General features: G+C 31.9%; 19 protein-coding genes and 1 tRNA gene. 8 read left to right on the top strand and 12 right to left on the bottom strand.

Features of this window, described 5'->3' with window-relative positions:
- Nucleotides 1–38: 38 nt before the first annotated feature.
- The 5 genes from mgtE to gyrB are packed head-to-tail and all read right to left on the bottom strand — an operon-like array spanning nucleotide 39 to nucleotide 4,483.
- Complete coding sequence (gene mgtE / locus A9601_RS17780; protein ID WP_011819242.1) at nucleotides 39–1,445, bottom strand: magnesium transporter; 1,407 nt, start codon at nucleotides 1,443–1,445, stop codon at nucleotides 39–41.
- Between the two features lie 43 nt (nucleotides 1,446–1,488).
- A complete protein-coding gene (locus tag A9601_RS17785) occupies nucleotides 1,489–1,818 on the bottom strand; it encodes a FluC/FEX family fluoride channel (RefSeq protein WP_011819243.1) in 330 nt (109 codons plus the stop codon).
- A complete protein-coding gene (locus tag A9601_RS17790; protein WP_011819244.1) occupies nucleotides 1,815–2,186 on the bottom strand; it encodes a FluC/FEX family fluoride channel in 372 nt (123 codons plus the stop codon). Before A9601_RS17790 ends, A9601_RS17785 begins: the two co-directional genes overlap by 4 nt.
- 3 nt (nucleotides 2,187–2,189) lie before the next feature.
- On the bottom strand, nucleotides 2,190–2,519 hold the full coding sequence (locus A9601_RS17795; protein WP_011819245.1) for a hypothetical protein: 330 nt from the start codon (nucleotides 2,517–2,519) through the stop codon (nucleotides 2,190–2,192).
- Nucleotides 2,516–4,483 (bottom strand): DNA topoisomerase (ATP-hydrolyzing) subunit B, encoded by a 1,968-nt coding sequence (gene gyrB, locus A9601_RS17800; RefSeq protein ID WP_011819246.1) that lies wholly within the window; start codon nucleotides 4,481–4,483, stop codon nucleotides 2,516–2,518. Before gyrB ends, A9601_RS17795 begins: the two co-directional genes overlap by 4 nt.
- Nucleotides 4,484–4,632: 149 nt before the next feature.
- Between gyrB and miaA the strand changes: the two genes are divergently transcribed.
- The 4 genes from miaA (at nucleotide 4,633) to cysE (ending at nucleotide 7,962) form a co-directional block, all read left to right on the top strand.
- Complete coding sequence (miaA, locus tag A9601_RS17805; protein ID WP_011819247.1) at nucleotides 4,633–5,532, top strand: tRNA (adenosine(37)-N6)-dimethylallyltransferase MiaA; 900 nt, start codon at nucleotides 4,633–4,635, stop codon at nucleotides 5,530–5,532.
- Nucleotides 5,533–5,584: 52 nt separating this feature from the next.
- A complete protein-coding gene (gene infC / locus A9601_RS17810) occupies nucleotides 5,585–6,157 on the top strand; it encodes a translation initiation factor IF-3 (RefSeq protein ID WP_011819248.1) in 573 nt (190 codons plus the stop codon).
- Nucleotides 6,158–6,234: 77 nt separating this feature from the next.
- Complete coding sequence (locus tag A9601_RS17815; protein ID WP_011819249.1) at nucleotides 6,235–7,221, top strand: GntR family transcriptional regulator; 987 nt, start codon at nucleotides 6,235–6,237, stop codon at nucleotides 7,219–7,221.
- A gap of 6 nt (nucleotides 7,222–7,227) precedes the next feature.
- Complete coding sequence (gene cysE, locus A9601_RS17820; protein WP_011819250.1) at nucleotides 7,228–7,962, top strand: serine O-acetyltransferase; 735 nt, start codon at nucleotides 7,228–7,230, stop codon at nucleotides 7,960–7,962.
- An 8-nt stretch (nucleotides 7,963–7,970) separates the two neighbouring features.
- On the opposite strand, the gene secA is transcribed toward cysE, so the two are convergent.
- Complete coding sequence (gene secA / locus A9601_RS17825; protein WP_011819251.1) at nucleotides 7,971–10,802, bottom strand: preprotein translocase subunit SecA; 2,832 nt, start codon at nucleotides 10,800–10,802, stop codon at nucleotides 7,971–7,973.
- A 175-nt stretch (nucleotides 10,803–10,977) separates the two neighbouring features.
- On the opposite strand from secA, the gene A9601_RS17830 reads away from it, so the two are divergent.
- Nucleotides 10,978–11,433, top strand: coding sequence for a GNAT family N-acetyltransferase (locus A9601_RS17830; RefSeq protein ID WP_011819252.1), 456 nt, complete (start codon nucleotides 10,978–10,980; stop codon nucleotides 11,431–11,433).
- A 27-nt stretch (nucleotides 11,434–11,460) separates the two neighbouring features.
- On the opposite strand, the gene A9601_RS17835 is transcribed toward A9601_RS17830, so the two are convergent.
- From A9601_RS17835 to psbZ, 4 genes are all read right to left on the bottom strand, one after another.
- A complete protein-coding gene (locus A9601_RS17835) occupies nucleotides 11,461–11,892 on the bottom strand; it encodes a nuclear transport factor 2 family protein (protein WP_011819253.1) in 432 nt (143 codons plus the stop codon).
- 45 nt (nucleotides 11,893–11,937) lie between these two features.
- Nucleotides 11,938–12,009: transfer RNA gene (locus tag A9601_RS17840), tRNA-Gly, on the bottom strand.
- A gap of 62 nt (nucleotides 12,010–12,071) precedes the next feature.
- Nucleotides 12,072–12,548, bottom strand: coding sequence for a 6,7-dimethyl-8-ribityllumazine synthase (gene ribH / locus A9601_RS17845; RefSeq protein ID WP_011819254.1), 477 nt, complete (start codon nucleotides 12,546–12,548; stop codon nucleotides 12,072–12,074).
- Between the two features lie 49 nt (nucleotides 12,549–12,597).
- On the bottom strand, nucleotides 12,598–12,795 hold the full coding sequence (gene psbZ, locus A9601_RS17850) for a photosystem II reaction center protein PsbZ (RefSeq protein WP_002807211.1): 198 nt from the start codon (nucleotides 12,793–12,795) through the stop codon (nucleotides 12,598–12,600).
- Between the two features lie 141 nt (nucleotides 12,796–12,936).
- Here psbZ and mutS point away from each other — a divergent pair, with 141 nt between their 5' ends.
- Nucleotides 12,937–15,678: a DNA mismatch repair protein MutS gene (gene mutS, locus A9601_RS17855; RefSeq protein ID WP_011819255.1), complete on the top strand. Its 2,742-nt coding sequence runs from the start codon at nucleotides 12,937–12,939 to the stop codon at nucleotides 15,676–15,678.
- Nucleotides 15,679–15,709: 31 nt separating this feature from the next.
- Here mutS and A9601_RS17860 read toward each other — a convergent pair whose 3' ends face one another.
- Entirely contained in the window at nucleotides 15,710–16,333 is a 624-nt protein-coding gene (locus tag A9601_RS17860) for a precorrin-8X methylmutase (protein ID WP_011819256.1), read from the bottom strand.
- A gap of 58 nt (nucleotides 16,334–16,391) precedes the next feature.
- Between A9601_RS17860 and holA the strand changes: the two genes are divergently transcribed.
- Both holA and A9601_RS17870 read left to right on the top strand, forming a co-directional pair.
- Nucleotides 16,392–17,393 carry a DNA polymerase III subunit delta gene (gene holA / locus A9601_RS17865; protein WP_011819257.1) on the top strand — a complete coding sequence of 334 codons (1,002 nt, stop codon included), beginning with the start codon at nucleotides 16,392–16,394 and terminating at the stop codon, nucleotides 17,391–17,393.
- Between the two features lie 39 nt (nucleotides 17,394–17,432).
- A complete protein-coding gene (locus tag A9601_RS17870) occupies nucleotides 17,433–19,193 on the top strand; it encodes an aspartate kinase (RefSeq protein ID WP_011819258.1) in 1,761 nt (586 codons plus the stop codon).
- A gap of 7 nt (nucleotides 19,194–19,200) precedes the next feature.
- Here the strand turns inward: A9601_RS17870 and uvrB are convergent, their stop codons facing one another.
- Nucleotides 19,201–21,240: an excinuclease ABC subunit UvrB gene (uvrB, locus tag A9601_RS17875; protein WP_011819259.1), complete on the bottom strand. Its 2,040-nt coding sequence runs from the start codon at nucleotides 21,238–21,240 to the stop codon at nucleotides 19,201–19,203.
- Between the last annotated feature and the right edge of the window lie 13 nt (nucleotides 21,241–21,253).

The following is a 21,253-nucleotide window of genomic DNA, read 5'->3' on the forward strand; positions in this document are numbered from 1 at the left end:
CACAATTTTACAAAAATGAGAATAAATACCTAGTGAATTCAAACTAATGAAGAGCTTAATAGCCATTTTGCTGTAGTCAGATAAATAAATACACCCGCAATATCGGTGACAGTTGTAATGAAGGGGGAGGACATTAAAGCTGGATCCAATTTCATTCTGTCAAAAAGCAAAGGGAGCATCGCTCCTGTTGTAGCAGCTAAAGTTGTTATAGATATCAAACTTATTCCCACAGCAGAAGCTATTAGAGGCCCTTCTCCTTGCCACCAAGCGAAGGGAAATACTACAAGCATCATGAAAACACCTAAAAGAGCGCCTGTTATTGCCTCCTTAACTACTGCCTTAATTGCACCAAGAGACTTCAACTTTTGAGTACTTAAACCTCTAATGACAACCGTTGAACTTTGAGCACCAACATTTCCACCTGTACCTATAAGAAGTGGAATAAATGCAGCTAATAAAACTATTTCTTTTAAGATTTGATCATTCATAGCTATAACTTTTGTCGTTAAACCATTTGCTAAAACCAAAATTAATAACCATAAAATTCTTCTTCTAGCAATCGTAAACAAACTACTTTGGAAATAATCATCTTCATCTCCAGGTTGTACTGCCCCGGCAGCATAAATGTCTCTTGTTGCTTCTTGTTCTATGACATCAATTAAATCATCGACAGTTACTATCCCAACAAGTCTTTTTTCCTTATCAACAACTGGAAGAGCCAAAAAATCATATCTTTGTATTGCTCTAGCAACCTCTTCTTGATTAGTGTTGGTAGAAATATTTACTACATCTCTTGTCATGACGTCTCCAATTGGCCTAGAAGGATCAGCAGTTACAAGGTCTCTTAAAGAGAGAATACCAGTTAAATGTCTTTCTTTGTCTGTAACATATAAGCTATAAATAGTTTCGGTAAATGGGGCTCTTTTTCTTACCAGAGAAAGAGCTTCTTCTGCTGTTTGCATCTCTTTAAGGTCTATAAATTCAGTTGTCATTAATCTTCCAGCAGTTTCAGGCTCATATCCAAGTAATTCAGCTGTTACTTTCCTTTCACCAGGACTAAGAGCAGACAAAAATTTTCGTACAACTTTTGCAGGTAATTCATCAAAGAGTTGAACCCTATCATCAGGAGACATTTTTTCAACAATTTCTAAAACTTCCCCTGAACGAAGTCTTTCTAATAAAGTTTGCTGAACTAATGGATCTAAATATTCATAAACCTCGATTGCTTCATTTTTCTTTAATAACCGAAATGCTAATGCTTGCAATATTAGTGGAAGGCTTCCAATAGCATCTGCAATATCAACAGGTTGGGAAGGCTCTAAAAGTAACTTTGCTTCATCATAATTGCCAGTGATGAGCAATTCCTCAAGCTGAATAGTAATATTTTCTCTTTTACTTAAATCTGAAGATAGCGATGTAACTGTTTCAAGATTATTTTCATTCATATATATAACCCCTTATCAAAGTAACAACACTATTATATGAAATCTAAGTAATTTTTCTACTTATCCAGAAGCCGAACAGCATTGTGAATAAATTAACGATGACGATTAAATTAAAATAAATTATAAATTTTATCCAATCTCCTTGATTTAAAATTTTGTACAAAAAATATATAAATCCGCTAAAGGATGTAAAGCAAGAAAAAAAACCACTCAATAAAATTTTTTTAGTTGAATAGCTTAATCTCTTACTGATAAAAAAACCCAAGAAAAATGATCCTATTATTGAAATAAAAAAATTATTAGTTATAGTTAATCTTAAAAAAGTAGCTAGGTAAGCAGCTAAAATAATATATATAAAATTATTTATTTTCACTTTAAAAAAAACTGAATAAGAAAATAACCTAAATAAAAGAAAAGGAATGAAAAAGTAATCACCAAAATATAGTGGAAAAATAATATTAGAAATTTTCTCTTTTTAAATAGGATAAATAGCTGATATATAAAAGAAGAAAATGTACTAAAACATCCTAAAAAACCGCCATAAAATAATACTAATATTTCTTTATTATTAAAATTTAAAGCTACTAATATTCCTAAAAAAAAAGATGATAAAAAATTTACTATTGAAGTATTTTGAATATCAAAACCTATACTTTTTTTAAAATTATTTTGTATGAATATCCTAAGTATTAATCCAAAAGTACTGCCGAGTAAAATTATACTTATTGAACTAAAATCCAAAATTTACATTTTTATCCAACCTTTTAAAATCATATTAGGATCATCTAAGAATTTATTAGAAGCTAATTCAACCCTAACCCAAGTTTCGCTTTTACTGACTTTCCAACTACGTAATACTGATAAAGTTGTACCTACATCAAGAACTAATAATTCCTTAGCATAAATTTCAGGATAAGAATAAAGAGAAGCCTTGGAACTCAATATAATTTCATTTGTATTATTAGGGAACTTATTTTGATTTAAACTTCTTTGGATCCCACCAGCAGGTAATGTAATTGGAGCAATTAATGCAAAAGTAATTAAACAAAAATTCTTGAGAACATTATTAATCATATGTCTAAAGTTGCCATATCTAAGTTGCCACTATGGGTTTCAATAAATTCTCTTCTTGGTGCAACTTTATCTCCCATTAATATATTAAATATTCTGTCAGCTTCAAGTGCATCTTCGATTTCAACCCTTTTCATCATCCTCGTTTGGGGATTCATAGTTGTATCCCATAATTGTTTTGGCATCATCTCACCAAGTCCCTTAAATCTTTGAATATTATAATTTGCATTTTCTCCAAAACCTTGAATTGTATCCTTTAATTGATTCTCGTTATAACAGTAATTATGATTTTTACCTCTTTCAACTTTATAAAGAGGGGGACAAGCAATATATATAAAACCTTTCTCAACAAGTTCTCTTTGGTATCTATAAAAAAATGTCAGCAATAAAGTTCTTATATGAGCACCGTCAACATCAGCATCCGTCATAATAACAACCCTATGATATCTCAAAGAGCTTTCGTCGAACTCCTCTCCTTTTATTCCTAATCCTAGAGCTGTTATTAATGACTGTATTTCTGTATTTTTATATATTTTAGTATCGTCAGTTTTTTCAATATTAAGAATTTTTCCCCTGAGAGGCAAAATAGCCTGAAAATTTCTATCTCGTCCTTGTTTTGCAGAACCTCCAGCTGAATCTCCTTCAACTATATAAATTTCTGATTCTGAGGGATCTCTAGAACTACAATCTGCTAATTTGCCAGGTAAAGTGGAACTTTCTAGAACACTTTTTCTTCTTACTAATTCTCTAGCCCTTCTCGCAGCTTCTGCTGCATTAAATGATTGAATTGCTTTTTCAAGGATCAAATCCAAAATTGCAGGATTGAATTCCATATATTTTGTAAGAGCCTCCCCAATGAGAGAATCCACAATTCCTCGTACTTCAGTATTTCCTAACTTTGTTTTTGTTTGCCCTTCAAATTCGGGATCTGGGACTTTTACCGATAAAACAACAGTCAAACCCTCTCTAATATTTTCGCCAGCTAAATTTTTTTCAATATCTTTTCTTTTGCCCCTCTTTTTTGCAAGATTATTGAAAGTTCTTGTCAGAACTGTTTTTAACCCTTCAATGTGAGTCCCTCCATCAATAGTTCTAATATTATTCGCAAACCCTAAAATATTATCTGAATATACATCTGAACACCATTGTAAAGCTGCTTCTACATATACATTTTCTTTCTGTGAGTCAACATAAATTATTTCAGGATGAATAGAATCTTTTTCAGCATTCATGTATTCAACATATTCTTTAATACCTCCTTGATACAAATAAATTTCTTCTTTAAAGGAACCATCTGATAATTGATTTCTTTCATCTCTAAAAACAATTTTTACTCCGCCATTTAGATAAGCTAATTCCCTTAATCTAGAAGAAAGAAGAGCATATTCAAACTCAATTCCGCCAGAAAAAATAGTTTTGTCGGGTTTAAAGCAAATACTTGTCCCTTTCTTAAATGGCTTACCAGTCTGCTTTTTAGCTTGCAATTCACCCTTTGATACACCTTTTTCAAATCTTTGATTAAATTCGCTTCCATCCCTATAAACAGTCACATTAACCCATTCGCTTAGAGCATTAACTACAGATATTCCAACTCCATGCAAACCCCCTGAGACTTTATAACCACCACTTCCAAATTTACCTCCTGCATGCAGAACAGTTAGTACAGTCTCTAGGGCACTTTTCCCTGTTCTTGGATGAATATCTGTTGGAATACCTCTTCCATTATCAGAAATAAAAGCAGAACCATCTGCTCGAAGAACTATTTCAATGTGATCACAATGTCCTGCAAGTGCTTCATCAACTGAGTTATCAACTACCTCATATACTAAATGATGTAATCCCCTAGGCCCTGTTGAACCTATATACATACCAGGTCGTTTTCGAACTGGTTCTAACCCCTCTAAAACCTGAATCTGATCCGCGCCATAATCATTTGAGATTTTATTAGATCTTTTGTCCTCACTCATTTAATATAAAAAAATATTCAACTTTTAAAATGTTATTTTTAAAAGATCTTTATTTAAACTTACCACCGCAATCAGATAAAGGCTCGAAGTCAATGAAAAGTTTAATCTCTTTAATTATATAGCTAATTTTTTTTTCTTCATAAATTCATATGTCTAGAGACCTTCCTAATGTCATAATTTTGATTGGGCCTACTGCAAGTGGCAAAACAGAATTAGCTATTGAAATTGCAGAATATTTTAAAACTCATATACATAATATCGATTCAAGGCAAATTTATAAGTCCATGGATATTGGAACAGCCAAGCCATCTAAAAACCAACAAAAAAAAATCAAGCATTTTTTAATAGATATTGAGGAGCCAATCCATCCAATTAATGTTAAACAATTTCAAGGAATTGCTCAAAAATCAATAAAAAGTGAAATTAAACAAAATAATCTACCTTTTCTTGTTGGAGGTAGTGGGTTGTATATGAACTCGATAACAAAAGGTTTTTTTGTACCAGACGTCCCACCTCAAAATGATTTGAGAAAACAATTGGAAGAACTTGGTCAGAAAAAATGTTGGGACTTATTAAAAAATTGTGATCCATTATCAACAAAAAAAATTAATTTTGCTGACCATATTAGAACAATAAGAGCTTTAGAAGTCTTTTACGTCACAGGAAAACCTTTGTCAACTTTGAAAGTGCAAAGGGCGCCTGACTGGAGAATACTAGAGCTTGGATTAGATAGAGATAATTTAAAAGAAAGAATATTACAAAGGACAAAAAATATGTTTTCAGCGGGAATTATTGAAGAGACAAACTACCTCATCTCTAAATACGGATTTGATTTGCCAATATTAGAAACCATTGGATATCGAGAAGCTAAGGATGTTTTAAAAAACCATTCAACCATTGACAAAGCAATTGAGTTAACTACGACAAAAACTATCCAATATGCAAAAAGACAAAAAACTTGGTTTCGTAATAAAAATAATCCTCTTTGGCTTGATAACAAAAACCTTCTAAAAGATGCAATAATTAAGATAGAGTCTTTTTTAAGCTAACTTTATAAAAATAGATTTTTTCATCATCCACTCAAATTATTAAATTAACTGAATGCCACCACGCCCACGTTTTGACCGCCGAGCTCCAGTAAGAGAGCTACCAAATATAAATGAAAGAATAAAATACCCTCAATTGAGAGTTGTTGATTCAGATGGGAAACAATTAGGTGTCATAGATAGATTAAAAGCATTAGAAATAGCCTCTCAAAGAGAACTTGATTTAGTTTTGGTGAGCGAAAAAGCAAATCCTCCTGTTTGCAGAATAATGGATTACGGAAAATATAAATTTGAACAAGAAAAGAAAGCTAAAGAAGCAAGGAAAAAATCCCATCAAACAGAAGTTAAAGAAGTAAAAATGAGGTACAAAATTGACAAGCATGATTATGATGTCCGCATAGGTCAAGCTACTAAATTTTTAAAATCAGGAGACAAAGTAAAATGCACTGTAATATTTAGGGGTAGAGAAATTCAACACTCAAATTTAGCTGAAACACTTCTTTTGAAAATGGCTAATGATTTAGAAGAACAATCAGAAGTTCAACAAAAACCAAAAAGAGAAGGGAGAAACATGATTATGTTTTTAAGCCCTCGAAAAACTCCTCTTATTAAAAAAGATGATGGTTGAAAAGTTGCTATCAAAAAATATGACGAATGTTAAAGTGTCAATATGGTCAAAAATGAATTAGTTAGGGTTTTTAGAAAGTGAGATTCCATATTCAACAAGAAAGTGATATTCCAGCATCTACGCAACTATATAATCAAATTTGCTTTGCAATTGCAGCAAGACATTACCCTCCGGGTCACAGACTTCCGAGTACAAGGCAACTCGCAATGCAGACTGGACTCCATCGAAATACTATTAGCAAAGTATACAGACAACTAGAAATAGATGGGGTCGTTGAAGCAATAGCTGGATCAGGAATTTATGTAAGAGATAATATTACTAAAAGAGAATTTAAAAAATCACTTTACTCAAAAAATAAAATAAGTAAACCTCCAGATCAAGAAGCAAAAAAAGTAATTGACAACTTGATAAATCTTGGATGCACTTTACAAGAAACGAGAGATATATTGACCAATGAAATTGATTGGCGTATTAAGTGCGGATCAAGAATCATAGTCAGCACTCCTCGAGAGGATATTGGGGCTTCTATGTTAATAGCAGAAGACCTTTCTTCAAAAATTAATGTCCCAGTAGAGGTTGTTCCAATGGAAGAATTAGAAAAAGTCTTGAACAATTCAAATAATGGTACTATTGTCACTAGCAGATATTTTTTGCAGCCTCTAGAAAAAGTTGCTAAGCAACATGGAGTGCGCGCTATTGCAGTTGACTTAAGCGACTTTCAAAAAGAATTAAAAATTATCAAGGAATTAAATGCTGGAAGTTGTGTAGGTATTGTTAGCATAAGCCCTGGTTTATTGAGAGCAGCAGAGGTTATTATACACAGCATGCGAGGTAGTGAATTAATCCTTATGACGACAGTCTCAGACAATAACAGTAGATTACTCTCACTTTTAAAGGCTTCGAACCATATAGTTTGTGATGGACCTAGTTTAACAGTTGTAGAAAACACATTATTAAAAAATCGTTCTCAGTTGATGAGATTACCCCAAATAACATGTGCCAAAAATTATCTAAGTATCGAAACAATAAATCAATTAAAAAAAGAAATAGGTGTTATTAATTAGACCAAGATGCTAAGAACTTTTAAATCAGATATAGAAATTATCAGAGAGAGAGATCCTGCAGCTAGAGGAATAATAGAAATATTTCTTTGCTACCCTGGTTTCCAATCCATAGTTATACATAGGTTTACGCATAAGTTATGGCAATTAAAGATTCCTTTAATTCCCCGCATACTCAGTCATCTTAATAGGCTAGCGACAGGCATTGAAATCCATCCAGGGGCAAAAATTGGTAAAAGAGTTTTCATAGACCATGGAATGGGCGTTGTAATTGGCGAAACAGCTGAGATAGGAAATAATTGTTTGCTATATCAGGGAGTGACATTAGGAGGTACTGGTAAAAGCCATGGCAAAAGACACCCAACATTGATGGAAAATGTCGTAGTTGGAGCAGGCGCAAAAGTACTTGGATCTATTACGGTAGGACCTAATACCCGTATTGGCGCTGGCTCAGTAGTTGTTAGAAATGTAGATGGGAACAGTACTGTGGTTGGAGTGCCTGGCAGGGTAGTGCATCAAAGTGGTGTCAAAGTCAATCCATTAGCTCACTCTGCCTTACCAGATGCAGAAGCTAATGTTATAAAAAATTTAATGGATAGAATAGACTCTCTCGAAAATGAAATACTTAAATTACAAAGAACTCTACAATGTATAGCTAGCTCGGAATCTATTGATATTTCTAAACTCGGTGATTCTCAAAATCTTAAAGACAAAGAAATTTTTGAATATCTTGGAGATGATTAAATATTGATTTAATTTTTATCATTCTTGTCAGTTTTTGGTTGAAACATAAACATTGAATAAATAACGTTTCTCCTCATATTTGTCATCATTTCTAGAAACATATCATACCCTTCATTTTTATATTCTATTAAAGGATCTTTTTGACCATAACCCCTCAATCCTACTGATTCCCTCAAGGAATCCATTGATTGGAGATGTTCTCGCCATAAATTATCTATTTGCTGCAAAATAAAAAACCTTTCAGCTTCTCGCATTAATCCTGGACGAATCTTGTCTATTTGTGACTCTTTTAAATCATAAGCTATTCGCAACTGCTCTTGAAGATAGTTTTTTAATTCCTCTATTGAAAGTAAATTAATATCTTCAACTTTAAGATCATCTAATAAATATATAAATTCTTTGACTTTAGAAATTAATTGCTCAATATTCCATTCTTCAGGTGGAAGATCAGGATTAATATAAGCATCTACAATTTCAATCATTGTCCTTTCTCCGTATCCTATTACTTGTCTCTTTAAATCAATGCCTTTCAATACTCTGAGTCTTTCACCATAAACTGCTTTTCTTTGATTATTCATTACCTCGTCGTATTCAAAAACTTGTTTTCTAATATCGTAATAGTAAGTTTCAACTTTCTTTTGAGCACTTTCTAAAGACCTTGTAAGCATTCCTGACTCAATAGGCATGTCTTCATCTACCCTAAAAGCATTCATTAAATTTGCTACTCTATCACCTCCAAAAATCCTTAATAAATTATCATCTAAAGATAAAAAGAATCTTGTACTTCCAAGATCACCTTGTCTTCCTGCTCTTCCTCTAAGTTGATTATCCACTCTTCTTGATTCATGTCTCTCAGTACCAATAACATGTAAACCGCCAGCTTCTCTTACTTTTTCTTCTTCATGAATCAAAACTTTTTCATATTCATTTTTTACATCAGACAAAGATTCTCTCAAAAGCCTTATCAACTTATCATCAGTTGGTGCTTTTTCTGCAGCTGTAGCTATCCTGTCATCAAGCTCCAAGACAGAAAGTTGTTTATCTCCCCAATTTTTAACAAGTTCATCAGATAAAAGAGAGAGTTTCTTTTCAATTACTTCATCTAGTTTGCAAGGGAAAAGATTTGTTGAAGAATTTGAAATTTTCTTTTTCAAATTTGAACCTGCTTTTCTAGAAAAACCACCCTTAGATTTTGAATTTCTTTGTTTAGGTATTGGTGGCTTGTGCTCATTATCAGGCTTAACTAACAAAGGAATTAAAATTTCTTTTAATTTAAGCCTTGCCATATAGTCACTATTACCGCCAAGAATTATATCTGTTCCCCTTCCAGCCATATTAGTCGCAATGGTGACAGCACCTGCTCTTCCTGCCTGAGCAACAATTTCTGCCTCACGTTCAACGTTCTCTGGCTTAGCATTTAACAAATTATGTGGGATTTTTTCGGCAGATAAAAGTGAACTTAATAATTCACTTTTTTCAACACTTGTTGTACCTACTAAAACAGGTCTACCATCTCTATGAATTTTTGCAGTTTCTTTAGCAACGGCTTTCCATTTACCAATCTCTGTCTTAAATACTTGATCAGACCAATCTTGTCTCTTTCTTATTTGATTTGTCGGTATAACTGTTGATTCTAATTTATAAGTTTTTTCAAATTCAACCTCTTCAGTTTTTGCGGTTCCCGTCATTCCTGCTAAACCTGGATATAAAAGGAAAAAATTCTGATAAGTTATAGATGCCAATGTCTGAGTCTCAGGTTGAATTTTAAGACTCTCTTTTGCTTCTATCGCCTGGTGTTGTCCATCGCTCCAACGCCTTCCTGGCATGACCCTACCAGTAAATTCGTCAACTATTACAGCCTCTTCGTTCTTAATAATATAATTTACATCTTTAATAAATAATTCCTTAGCTTTTAAAGCGTTAGTTATATAATGCGCCCAGGGATCTTGAGGATTATATAAATCATTCACTCCCAAATACTCTTCACATTTTGCAAAACCCTGATCAGTTAATATACAACTTCTCTGTTTTTCATCAACTTCATAATCCCCTTCTGGATCAATACCATCTTTACTTAATTCTTTTGCTTTGATTAATGCCAGAGATAATTCTGCAGCTTTTTGATATTTTTCTTGTGGTCTTTCAACTTGGCCAGAAATGATTAAAGGCGTTCTTGCTTCATCAATTAATATTGAATCAACCTCATCAATTACGCAGTAATTAAATTTTCTTTGAACTACCTCACTAATATCGGTAGCCATATTATCTCTCAAATAATCAAATCCTAATTCTGAATTTGTGGCATAAGTTATATCACAATCATAATTTTTCTTTCTCTCAACTGGATTCATATCTTGCTGAATCAAACCAACGGATAAACCTAAAAAACGATGCACTTGCCCCATCCACTCTGCATCCCTTCTAGCTAAATAATCATTTACAGTAACAACATGAACACCTTTTCCCGTAAGAGCATTTAAATAACAAGGTAATGTTGCAACAAGAGTTTTTCCTTCTCCAGTCTTCATCTCTGCAATTTGACACTCATTCAAAACCATCCCGCCTATTAACTGAACATCAAAATGTCTCATATCAAGAACACGTTTACTTGCTTCTCTTACAATTGCAAAGGCTTTAGGAAGAAATTCTTCTAGGAGTTCTTTTTGCTTTTTAAAATCTAATTCTGCTGAAATATTTGATTTAAGATTTTGAGTTTCTTTTCTAAGCTCATCATCAGTCAATTGAGAAATTTCTTCTTCTAAAAAATTTATCTCTTCCACTATTGGTTGATAGCGCTTTAACTTTCGTGTATTCGGATCTCCCAACAAAAGTTTTAGCATAAGTCAAAGTCCTTAAAAAATTCATCTTATTACAAACATTATAAATGAGTGCGTTACAACAGAATGAAGAAAGCTATTATCTCTTTATTTAATAGATAATGATCGATTAAGGTGTTTAGATTGAAGTCACAAAAATAACCTAGCTGACATCACTTTTCAAAAATCTTTTTAATAAATGAAAGAAATATCTCTAATCAACCATACTAAAGGAGCTTTAGGATTAAGGATTTTTGGATTAGGTCCTAATCTTAAACCAACAAACGGACTAATTAAGCTACAAAAATTACTAGATAACAATGCTTTCTGGGCAAAAGATAGAACAATTAATGATCTAAAAAAATGTCTTGCTAACAGTGATGTCGTAATAAGTCTTTGGGTTGGTAAAGAAATAGTTGGTTTTGGTAGAGCTTTAACTGATGGGATTTATCGCGGAGTGCTTTGGGATATTGTTATAGATCAAAATCACCAAGGCAAAGGTTTTGGCACATTAATTGTAAAAAATCTTTTATCTTCTAAAAAAATTAAAAATACAAAAAAATTATATTTAATGACAACAAATAAAAAATTATTTTATTCTCAATTTGATTTTAAAGAAGTCATATCTCAAAATTTATTAATTCGAGAAATATAAAGAACTCTGTTTTTCATAAAAACAAAATCAAGATACAAATTTACTATAAAGCCATCTTATAAAAGGTCCTAAAATAGGTACTGGTCCAAAAGTTGGACCACAAAAATCAAAGTAATCTCTGTGCTCTTTTATTAATCCATTTTCGCCAAATAATAAACGAGTAGTTCCAGGATAAATAAATTCTTTACCCATAATTTTTAAACCCATTGTCCATTCAACAAATCCACAATCCCCAGTTATGGAAATTGCATGAGTTTCTAAAAAAACATCATCACATCTTTTAACTAGCTTTTCTTGAGCTTTGACATAAGAATCTAAGCCCTCTGTTTCCTGAGTTGGATCTGTAAAAATAACATTCTCATTATAAAATTCAGCCCACTTTTGTTTTGTAGGTGCATCTGTTCCATAAGATTTAGTAAATAATCCCTTTAAATCTTCAATAGAAATTACTCTTTTCATTACGCAATTATCTTTTAAAGTATTTTAAAAGATACAAACATTAAAAGCGGATGAAGAGATTCGAACTCTCGACATTCTCCTTGGCAAGGAGATGCTCTACCACTGAGCTACATCCGCATAACTTTTTTATTTTATCTCAAAGAAGGGATCAATGATAAAAATAATTAAATTTTTTTCAATTAATTTAAATTTTTAATTAAAGATCCCATCTCAATTGCTTGTAAAGCATAATTCCAACCAAGATTATTCTTAATCCCTGCTCTTTCTAAAGCCTGCTGCATAGTATCAGTAGTTAAAACTCCAAAAATAATTGGAACATTATTTTCATTTGAAACTTGCGAAATACCTTTGCTCGCCTCAGATATAACTACATCATAGTGGGAAGTTTCACCACGGATCACAGCCCCAAGAGCAATTACAACGTCATAACTCTTTTTTTTCATGAGGGTTTTAGCTGCGATTGGTAATTCAAATGAACCTGGAACCCAAACTATATCTACTTGATTGCTTAATTCAGAAGTATCTAAACCATGTCTTTTTAAACAATCAAGACAACCAGATAGAATTTTATTTGTAATTAAATCGTTAAATCTTGCTATTACAATCCCAACTTTTAAAGTAGAGGCCGTAGTAAAAGAACCCTCAAAAATAGCCATTAAATTTTACTTAGATATATTAATAGACTCTCACGAAAAGGTATTAAGTTCAAACTAATGAAGAAACTATCCCTGTAACAAAAACCAAAACAACCCAAACAGCAGCAATAGAATAAATTTTTCTCCTACTTTCTCTCTGTCCTTCCTCAGTAGAAGGTTGAGTTACATATAAAACGGGTACTCCAACTACCGCAATTAAAGAAGCAAATAGTAGAGCATTTACGAAAAAAAAGTTAACAGCCTGCATAATTCAGTCTTAAGGTTTCAAATATTATAAATACTATAATCTCATGAAAATGATAATTTTTAGAGAAAATTTACATACTTTAGCCACTTTAAATGCAAAAAAAAAAATTCTACCTAATATCTATTTAGGAATTAAAAAAGTATGCAAGAAGACACGATAATTCAAAAGAATTTATTTGCGATTGGTAATGATATTAATGAACAAAAAAAAATAACAAAAATTCCAGAAAATTTATCTTTGGAAGATTTAAAAAAAGAATCGCAAAAAAGACCCAGACAAAGAAAAAATTCAACTAATTTAATAAATAAATTCAAGACTGATTTAATTTCAAATAACAAAAATGTTTGCATCAATGAAGAATCTTATAGCTATAAAACAGTTTCAAAACTGAAATTAACTCCTGTAATGAAGCATTATGTAACTCTAAAAGAAGAAAATAAAGATAGGTTATTACTTTATAGATTAGGAGACTTTTTTGAATGTTTTTTTGAGGACGCTGTATTAATATCTAACCTTTTGGAAATAACGCTTACCAGTAAAGATGCTGGCAAAGAGATTGGTAAGATCCCTATGGCAGGGGTTCCCCATCATGCAATGGAGAGATACTGTGCTGATTTAATTAAAAAAAATTATTCTGTGGTTATATGCGATCAATTAGAAAAAAGTTCTGGAAATTATGGGACTCCAATTAAAAGAGGAATAACAAGAATAATTACTCCTGGAACTGTAATTGAAGAGGGGATGTTGATAGCAAAGAAAAATAATTGGATTAGTGCTATTTACTTATCAGAAGAAAACTCAGATGAATCTTATGAATGGGGCATATCAAAAGCTGATGTAAGCACAGGAGAATTAATAACTTTAGAAGGCCAATCTCTGTCAAAACTATTTGATGAAATTATTAAATTAGATTCTTCAGAAATCATTGTAGGAAGCAATACAGCAAGAGATTTATTAATTAAAGGAAATAGTCAAATTACATATACTGTTTCTCAAGAGACTAATTTTGGAATTAATGAAGCAAATTATCTAATAAAAAATTATTTCCAAATTGCAAACCTAGAGGGAATAGGACTTAAAAATTTAAACAATGCCACTAGATCACTTGGAGGTTTATTAAATTATTTAGAAAAAATTAATCCTTCAAATTTAGATAAAGATTCTTCTTTAAAAATTTCATTAGACTTTCCACAAATCCAATATGGTCACAACAAATTAATTATTGATTATCAAACTCAAAAAAACTTAGAAATCAAAAATACGCAACGAGAAAACAATTATGTAGGTTCGCTACTATGGAGTATTGATAGGACTTATACCTGCATGGGCGCAAGGTGTTTAAGAAGGTGGATAGATTCACCACTATTAAACGTTAATGAAATTTATAAAAGGCAAAATATAATTACAAACTTTCTAGAATCTAAAAAATTACGTATAGATACCCAAAATTTACTTAGAGCAATGGGGGATTTAGAAAGACTTGCAGGTAGAGCTTGTGCAGGTCATGCAAGTCCCAGAGACTTAATTGCAATAGCAGAAGGTTTAAAAAAATTGCCTAGACTAAAATCCATAATTGAATTATTTAAATATGATCTCCCAGATTGGACTGATCAATTAAAAAATATTGATGAAGGACTCTTAGAATTAGCTGATACTATAAGTTTTAAATTAGTAGAAAATCCTCCTCTAAATATTAGTGAAGGAGGCATGATCCACGATGGTGTTGACAATATATTAGATGGTTTACGAAATTTAATGGATGATTACTCTGAGTGGCTAAATAAAGAGGAATCAAAGGAAAGAAAAATTAGCAAAATTTCAAACCTAAAAATTCAATTTCATAAAAATTTTGGTTATTACATTTCTATTAATAAGTCAAAAGTTAATTTAGCTCCACAACATTGGATCAAAAGGCAAACACTTACTAATGAAGAAAGGTATATCACTTCTGAAATTAAAAATAAAGAAAATAAGATTTTCCAAATAAAAAGTAGAGCTTCATCAAAAGAATATGAAATTTTCTGCGAATTAAGAAATATAGTTGCTGAAAAAACAAAACAAATAAGATCAATCGCAAAATCCATAGCATCTCTTGATGCACTACTTGGTTTATCAATTACTTCAGTAGAAAACAATTTTATAAAACCTTCATTAATACCAATAAATGATTCAATGACAAAAAATAGTACAAAAATTATCGCAGGAAGAAATCCAATTGTAGAGCAATTGTTAAGTGATAAAAAGTTTGTAGCAAACGATATCTCTTTTGAGGATAATCAAAAATTAATTATATTAACCGGTCCCAATGCAAGCGGAAAAAGTTGCTTTATAAGACAACTTGGTTTAATACAAATTCTCACGCAAATTGGTAGCTTTGTTCCTGCTAATAATGCTGAAATCAAGATTGCAGATAGGATTTTCACAAGAATTGGGGCAGTTGATGATCAATCATCTGGACAATCAACATTTATGGTAGAAATGTCTGAAACTGCATCAATTCTAAATCAGGCAACTTCTAGCTCACTAGTTTTACTTGATGAGATTGGCAGAGGGACATCTACTTTTGATGGACTCTCAATAGCTTGGTCAGTAAGTGAATATCTTGCAAAAAAAATTCAATGTAATACTATTTTTGCTACGCACTATCATGAGCTTAATTATTTAAAAAATACAAATAAGAATATACAAAATTTTCAAGTTTTAGTAGAACAAAATAACGATCAGCTAATTTTTAGCCACAGGATTGTTAAAGGGGGCTCAAACAAAAGCTATGGCATAGAAGCAGCTAAATTAGCAGGAGTCCCAAAAGAAGTTATAGAAAAAGCAAAATCAGTTTTAAATTCTTTAGAAGAAAATAACAAATTAAATTATGATATAAAGTAGATTTTTGACATTTTTATAAAATAAATACTCTTTAAATAGTTTCCCTTAATAAGGCGTTAACAGCAGCAGCTGCCATGGCAGCACCTCCTCTAGTTGAATTCAAAACAATTCTAGGAAGATCGGTGGAAATCAGTTTATTTTTGCTATTCTCTACTCCAATAAATCCAACAGGCATTCCGATAATTAAACTAGGTAAATCTTTTGCATTTTCTAAAATATCAATTAAATAAGTTAACGCTGTAGGCGAACTGCCAATAACTACAATAGGAGATTTGCTTCCAGGATTTATAGCGGATAACTCCTTCCAACCTTCACTTAAGCCATATGCAGTTTTAGTTAAGTTTGTATGATTATTTTTTTCAAACCACATTCTAGCGGTGAATACTTTATTCCTAGTTGTATTTTCTGCCATGGTTTTTATTGCTGCTGCTGCCATATCGGTATCAGTTAAAATCGGAGCACCATTTTTAAGTGCTTGAAGACCCGTTTCACAAGCACCTTCACTAAAATTTACAAGATTTTGAACCGTAAAATCTCCTGAAGTATGGACTAATCTCTCTAATACTTTTTTTTCCAAATAATTTAGTTCATTAGCTACTAAACGAGATCTTATGAATTTGATGCTTTCCAAAAAAATTGGATGATCTATTACCATTAAATTTAATTTGTGTTAGAAGTAATCATAGTTAATATATGGTTTTTATTGAGCTATTATGCCAATACAAATATTATGGGGTAATGATCTAAATGCTCAAAATACATTTATTCAAAAATTAATTGATAAGGAAGTATCCAAAGAATGGAAAGAAATAAACGTAACTAATTTAAATGGAGATGATGATAAGCAAGTCAATAAAGCTTTTGATGAAGTTCTTACACCTCCTTTTGGAGATGGATACCGAATAGTTACATTGAAAAATAATCCCATTTTTACTGCCAAAAATGAGGATCTAAGAACTAAATTTGAAAAAATTCATGACAATATACCTCAAAATACTTATTTCATTTTGCAAAATACAAAAAAACCAGACTCAAGACTAAAGAGTACTAAATTTTTACAAAAACTTATCAAAGATAATTTAGCCAAAGAAAAATCATTTTCTTTACCAGAAATCTGGGACTATGAGGGCCAAAAAAGATTTTTAGAAGATGCCGCAAATGAAATGAATATCAAAATTGATAAAAATGCAGCTGAATTGATAATTGATTCAGTTGGTAATGACAGCTTTAAACTAATAAATGAATTAGCCAAAGCTAAAACATACCTCTCTGCATTATCAGGTGATTCGAATTCACAACTTTTTCTTAAAAGTATTGATGTAAAAAAAATATTTAGTGATCATCAATCCAATATTTTCAAAATCATTGATCTTCTCTTACAAAAAAATATTAATGAAAGCCTCATTGAAATAAATTATTCTTTACAAAAAGGAGAACCTGCTTTAAAACTAAATGCTGGTTTAATTAGTCAAATAAGAATTCATACCATTATAAAACTAGCAGTTAATTCAGGTAACGATAATGCAGAAAAGATTTGTAATCTTGCAGGCATTTCTAATCCAAAACGAATTTTTTTTATTCGAAGAAAAGTCAAAAATGTATCTCAAGAATATTTAATTAATTTAATGAGTAACTTACTAGATATTGAATCATTACTAAAACAAGGTAATAATCCTATAAATGTTTTTACAGAGAAATTAATTAATTTAAGTTAACCAAATTATAAGTTTAAGAATTTACATTATCATTTAAATATGGCTTTACTAGTAAAAAAATTTGGCGGTACTTCTATCGGTGATATAAAAAAAATTAAAAATATTGCAAGTAGCATTTGTCAAAGTAAAGAAGCAGGTAATGAAATTGTCGTAGTTGTCTCTGCGATGGGGCAAACTACAGATGATTTAAATTGTTTAGCGGAATCAATTAGTAAAAATCCTAATCGAAGAGAATTGGATATGCTTCTCTCAACTGGAGAGCAAGTAACCATAGCTCTTCTATCAATGGCATTAAACGAATGCGGAATACCTGCAATTTCAATGACTGGTAGCCAGGTTGGAATTATTACTGAATCAATTCATGGGAAAGCGAGAATTCTGGATATTAAAACAGAAAGGATCCAAAATTATTTAAATCAGGGTTTTGTAGTTGTAGTGGCTGGATTTCAAGGAACAACATTAAGCCATACGGGTTCAATGGAAATTACAACTTTGGGTAGAGGTGGTTCAGATACTTCCGCGGTAGCTTTATCAACAGCTTTAGGAGCTGAGACTTGCGAAATTTATACAGACGTTCCAGGGGTTCTTACTACTGATCCACGGATTGTTCCTAATGCAAAACTCTTAGATGAAATTAGCTGTGAGGAAATGCTTGAACTTGCAAGCGTCGGTGCTTCAGTTCTCCATCCAAGAGCAGTAGAAATTGCTCGCAATTATGGAATTAAATTGTGTGTCAAATCAAGCCAAAGTGACTCCAGTGGGACTCTCCTAGAAAGTCAAATCCAACCTCTCCCACTAAAAAGAGGAAGCTTAGAATTAACAAAAACAGTCAATAGTCTTGAAGTATTAGAAAACCAAGCAGTATTCAGTCTCTCAAATATACCTGATAGGCCTGGGATTGCTGCGCAAATATTTGAAAAACTTTCAGAAGCAAGTATTAACGTAGATTTAATAATACAAGCGACAAATGATGGAAATAAAAACGATATTACATTTACTGTTGGTGAATTAGAAGTACAAAAAACTGCAGAACAATGTGAACTTATAACTAGTCAATTAGGGGGAGAATTTAACTTAAAAACCAACATGACAAAATTAAGTATTCAAGGAGCAGGCATTATGGGCAGACCTAGTGTTTCAGCTGATTTATTTGACACTTTATCTCAAGCGAATATAAACGTTAGGTTAATAGCTACTAGTGAAATTAAAGTCAGCTGTGTAATTGAAGTTAATAATATACCAAAAGCTATTAGATTTGTTGCTGAGAAATTTAAGTTATCAGAAACACAAATATTTGTTAATCCAATCAATGAAAAACAAGATCAACCTGAAGTAAGAGGAATTGCATTAGATAGAAACCAAGTTCAGGTAAGCTTTCGAAAACTGCCTGATCGTCCAGGTGTAGCAGCATCGATATGTTTAGCATTAGCTGAAAATAATTTACTTATCGATACTATTGTTCAGTCTGAAAGAATTTCCACTTTAAAAACTAAGGATATTAGTCTTACAATGAATAAACAAGATAGAGATAAAGCTAACTTAGTTTTTGAGGCCTTAACAAAAAAATTACCCGGATCATACGTTGAAGATGGCCCTGCTATAGCAAAAGTAAGTACTGTAGGAGCGGGAATGGCATTTAAGGTTGGAACCGCTGGAAAAATATTTAGAGCATTGGCTGACCAAAATATCAATATTGAAATGATTGCCACTAGTGAAATTAGGACTTCATGTATTGTCTTAGAAAAAGATTGTGACAAAGCAGTTAATGCGATTCATAATCATTTCGAATTAGAAAAATAAGTTCTTTTTAATTATTTCTTGCCAATTTTTGCCTTAATTTTTTGATTCTATCCCTCAAATTTGCTGCTTCTTCAAAATTTAACTCTTTTGCAGCGTCTTTCATTTTAATTTCTAACTTTTCTATTAAGTCAGGCAATTCTTCGAGCAAACATTGATTATCACTGGAACTGAGAATTGCGTCAGTTTTGTTATTAACTATATTTATTAAATCTTTAGATAAACCACCAGCATCAAGTTTTCTGGAAAGTTCTAGAAAAGATAATATTGAATTTTCTATTTTTTTGCCTGCAGGTTTTGGAGTAATACCATTGACTTGGTTATATTTTTTTTGAATAGTTCTTCTTCTATCAGTTTCAGATATTGCTCTTTTCATTGAATCTGTGAAGTTATCCGCATAAAGCAAGGCAACACCTTCAACATGTCTGGCAGCTCTTCCTATTGTTTGAATCAATGACCTTTCTGCCCTCAGAAAACCTTCTTTATCAGCATCTAAAATGGCGACTAAGGATACTTCTGGAAGATCTAGTCCCTCTCTTAATAAATTAACTCCTACCAAAACATCATATTCGCCCATTCTGAGGTCTTGAATAATTTCAATTCTTTCAATTGAATGGATTTCGGAATGCAAATATCTAACTCTTACTTTATTTTCAGATAAAAAATCAGTTAGATCTTCAGCCATTCTCTTAGTAAGTGTTGTCACAAGCACTCTTTGATTCTTTTCAGCTCGAATTCTTATTTCAGATAACAGATCTTCTATTTGGCCTTCACTAGGTCTTACATCAATTACCGGGTCTAATACCCCAGTTGGTCTTATAACTTGCTCAATAAATTCACCATCACATTGATCTAATTCCCATTGACCGGGGGTTGCACTTATAAATAATGTCTGTTTTGATTTTTCCCAAAACTCTTCACATTTTAAAGGTCTATTATCTGCAGCACTTGGCAATCTAAAACCATGATCTATTAAAACTTTTTTTCTAGATTGATCACCGTTGTACATCGCATGAAGTTGAGGACATGTTACATGACTCTCATCAACTACCAACAACCAATCTTTGGGAAAGTAATCTATTAAACATTCTGGCGGTGAACCTTCCTCCCTACCTGATAAATGACGAGCATAATTCTCAACTCCATTACAATAACCAACCTCTTTAAGCATTTCTAAATCATATTTTGTACGTTGTTCTAGACGTTGAGCCTCTAATAATTTTCCTTCGTATGTAAATTTATCTAGTTGAGTTTTTAATTCACTTCTAATTGCACTTATTGCACTCTCAAGTCTTTCTTTTGGAGTTACAAAATGCTTCGCTGGGTAAACGCTAACTTGTTCCAAGCTTTCAAGTATTTCTCCTGTAGTAGGGTCAACATATCTAATAGCCTCGACTTCATCACCAAATAACTCAATTCTTATTAATCTATCTTCATAAGCTGGACCGATTTCTAAAACATCACCTTTAATTCTGAATCTACCTCTAGTAATTTCAATATCATTTCTAGTATATTGATTTTCAACCAGAGACCTCAAAGAAGAACGTAGATTTATTGATTTTCCCACTTCAAATTTAACTGCAGCTTTTAAATACTCACTCGGTATACCAAGACCATAAATACAACTTATTGAGGCTACAACAATTACATCTTTTCTTTCAAATAATGAGCGTGTTGCAGAATGCCTAAGCATATCTATTTCTTCATTGATTGAAGCAGTTTTGGCTATGTAAGTATCACTTACAGGTACATAAGCTTCAGGTTGATAATAATCGTAGTAAGAAATGAAGTACTCAACAGCATTTTTTGGGAAAAATTCCCTTAATTCATTACATAGTTGTGCAGCCAACGTTTTGTTATGGGCTAAAACAAGTGCTGGCCTTCCTGTTTGTTGAATTACATTGGCAATGGTAAATGTTTTTCCAGTTCCAGTAGCTCCTAAAAGAGTCTGAAACTGTTTACCATTATTTACGCCTTTAACTAATTTTTTAATAGCTTCTGGTTGATCTCCATTTGGTTCGTAAGGAGCTTGAAGCTTATAGTTGTTCATCAAGCTAGTAGCT

Source organism: Prochlorococcus marinus str. AS9601, from assembly GCF_000015645.1.
Lineage (GTDB): Bacteria > Cyanobacteriota > Cyanobacteriia > PCC-6307 > Cyanobiaceae > Prochlorococcus_A > Prochlorococcus_A marinus_O.

Coding starts and splice junctions, on each gene's coding strand:
- mgtE (WP_011819242.1), bottom strand. CDS start 1,445: ATGAATGAAAATAATCTTGAAACAGTTACATCGCTATCTTCAGATTTA.
- A9601_RS17795 (WP_011819245.1), bottom strand. CDS start 2,519: ATGATTAATAATGTTCTCAAGAATTTTTGTTTAATTACTTTTGCATTA.
- gyrB (WP_011819246.1), bottom strand. CDS start 4,483: ATGAGTGAGGACAAAAGATCTAATAAAATCTCAAATGATTATGGCGCG.
- miaA (WP_011819247.1), top strand. CDS start 4,633: ATGTCTAGAGACCTTCCTAATGTCATAATTTTGATTGGGCCTACTGCA.
- infC (WP_011819248.1), top strand. CDS start 5,585: ATGCCACCACGCCCACGTTTTGACCGCCGAGCTCCAGTAAGAGAGCTA.
- cysE (WP_011819250.1), top strand. CDS start 7,228: ATGCTAAGAACTTTTAAATCAGATATAGAAATTATCAGAGAGAGAGAT.
- secA (WP_011819251.1), bottom strand. CDS start 10,802: ATGCTAAAACTTTTGTTGGGAGATCCGAATACACGAAAGTTAAAGCGC.
- A9601_RS17830 (WP_011819252.1), top strand. CDS start 10,978: ATGAAAGAAATATCTCTAATCAACCATACTAAAGGAGCTTTAGGATTA.
- A9601_RS17835 (WP_011819253.1), bottom strand. CDS start 11,892: ATGAAAAGAGTAATTTCTATTGAAGATTTAAAGGGATTATTTACTAAA.
- ribH (WP_011819254.1), bottom strand. CDS start 12,548: ATGGCTATTTTTGAGGGTTCTTTTACTACGGCCTCTACTTTAAAAGTT.
- psbZ (WP_002807211.1), bottom strand. CDS start 12,795: ATGCAGGCTGTTAACTTTTTTTTCGTAAATGCTCTACTATTTGCTTCT.
- mutS (WP_011819255.1), top strand. CDS start 12,937: ATGCAAGAAGACACGATAATTCAAAAGAATTTATTTGCGATTGGTAAT.
- A9601_RS17860 (WP_011819256.1), bottom strand. CDS start 16,333: ATGGTAATAGATCATCCAATTTTTTTGGAAAGCATCAAATTCATAAGA.
- holA (WP_011819257.1), top strand. CDS start 16,392: ATGCCAATACAAATATTATGGGGTAATGATCTAAATGCTCAAAATACA.
- A9601_RS17870 (WP_011819258.1), top strand. CDS start 17,433: ATGGCTTTACTAGTAAAAAAATTTGGCGGTACTTCTATCGGTGATATA.
- uvrB (WP_011819259.1), bottom strand. CDS start 21,240: ATGAACAACTATAAGCTTCAAGCTCCTTACGAACCAAATGGAGATCAA.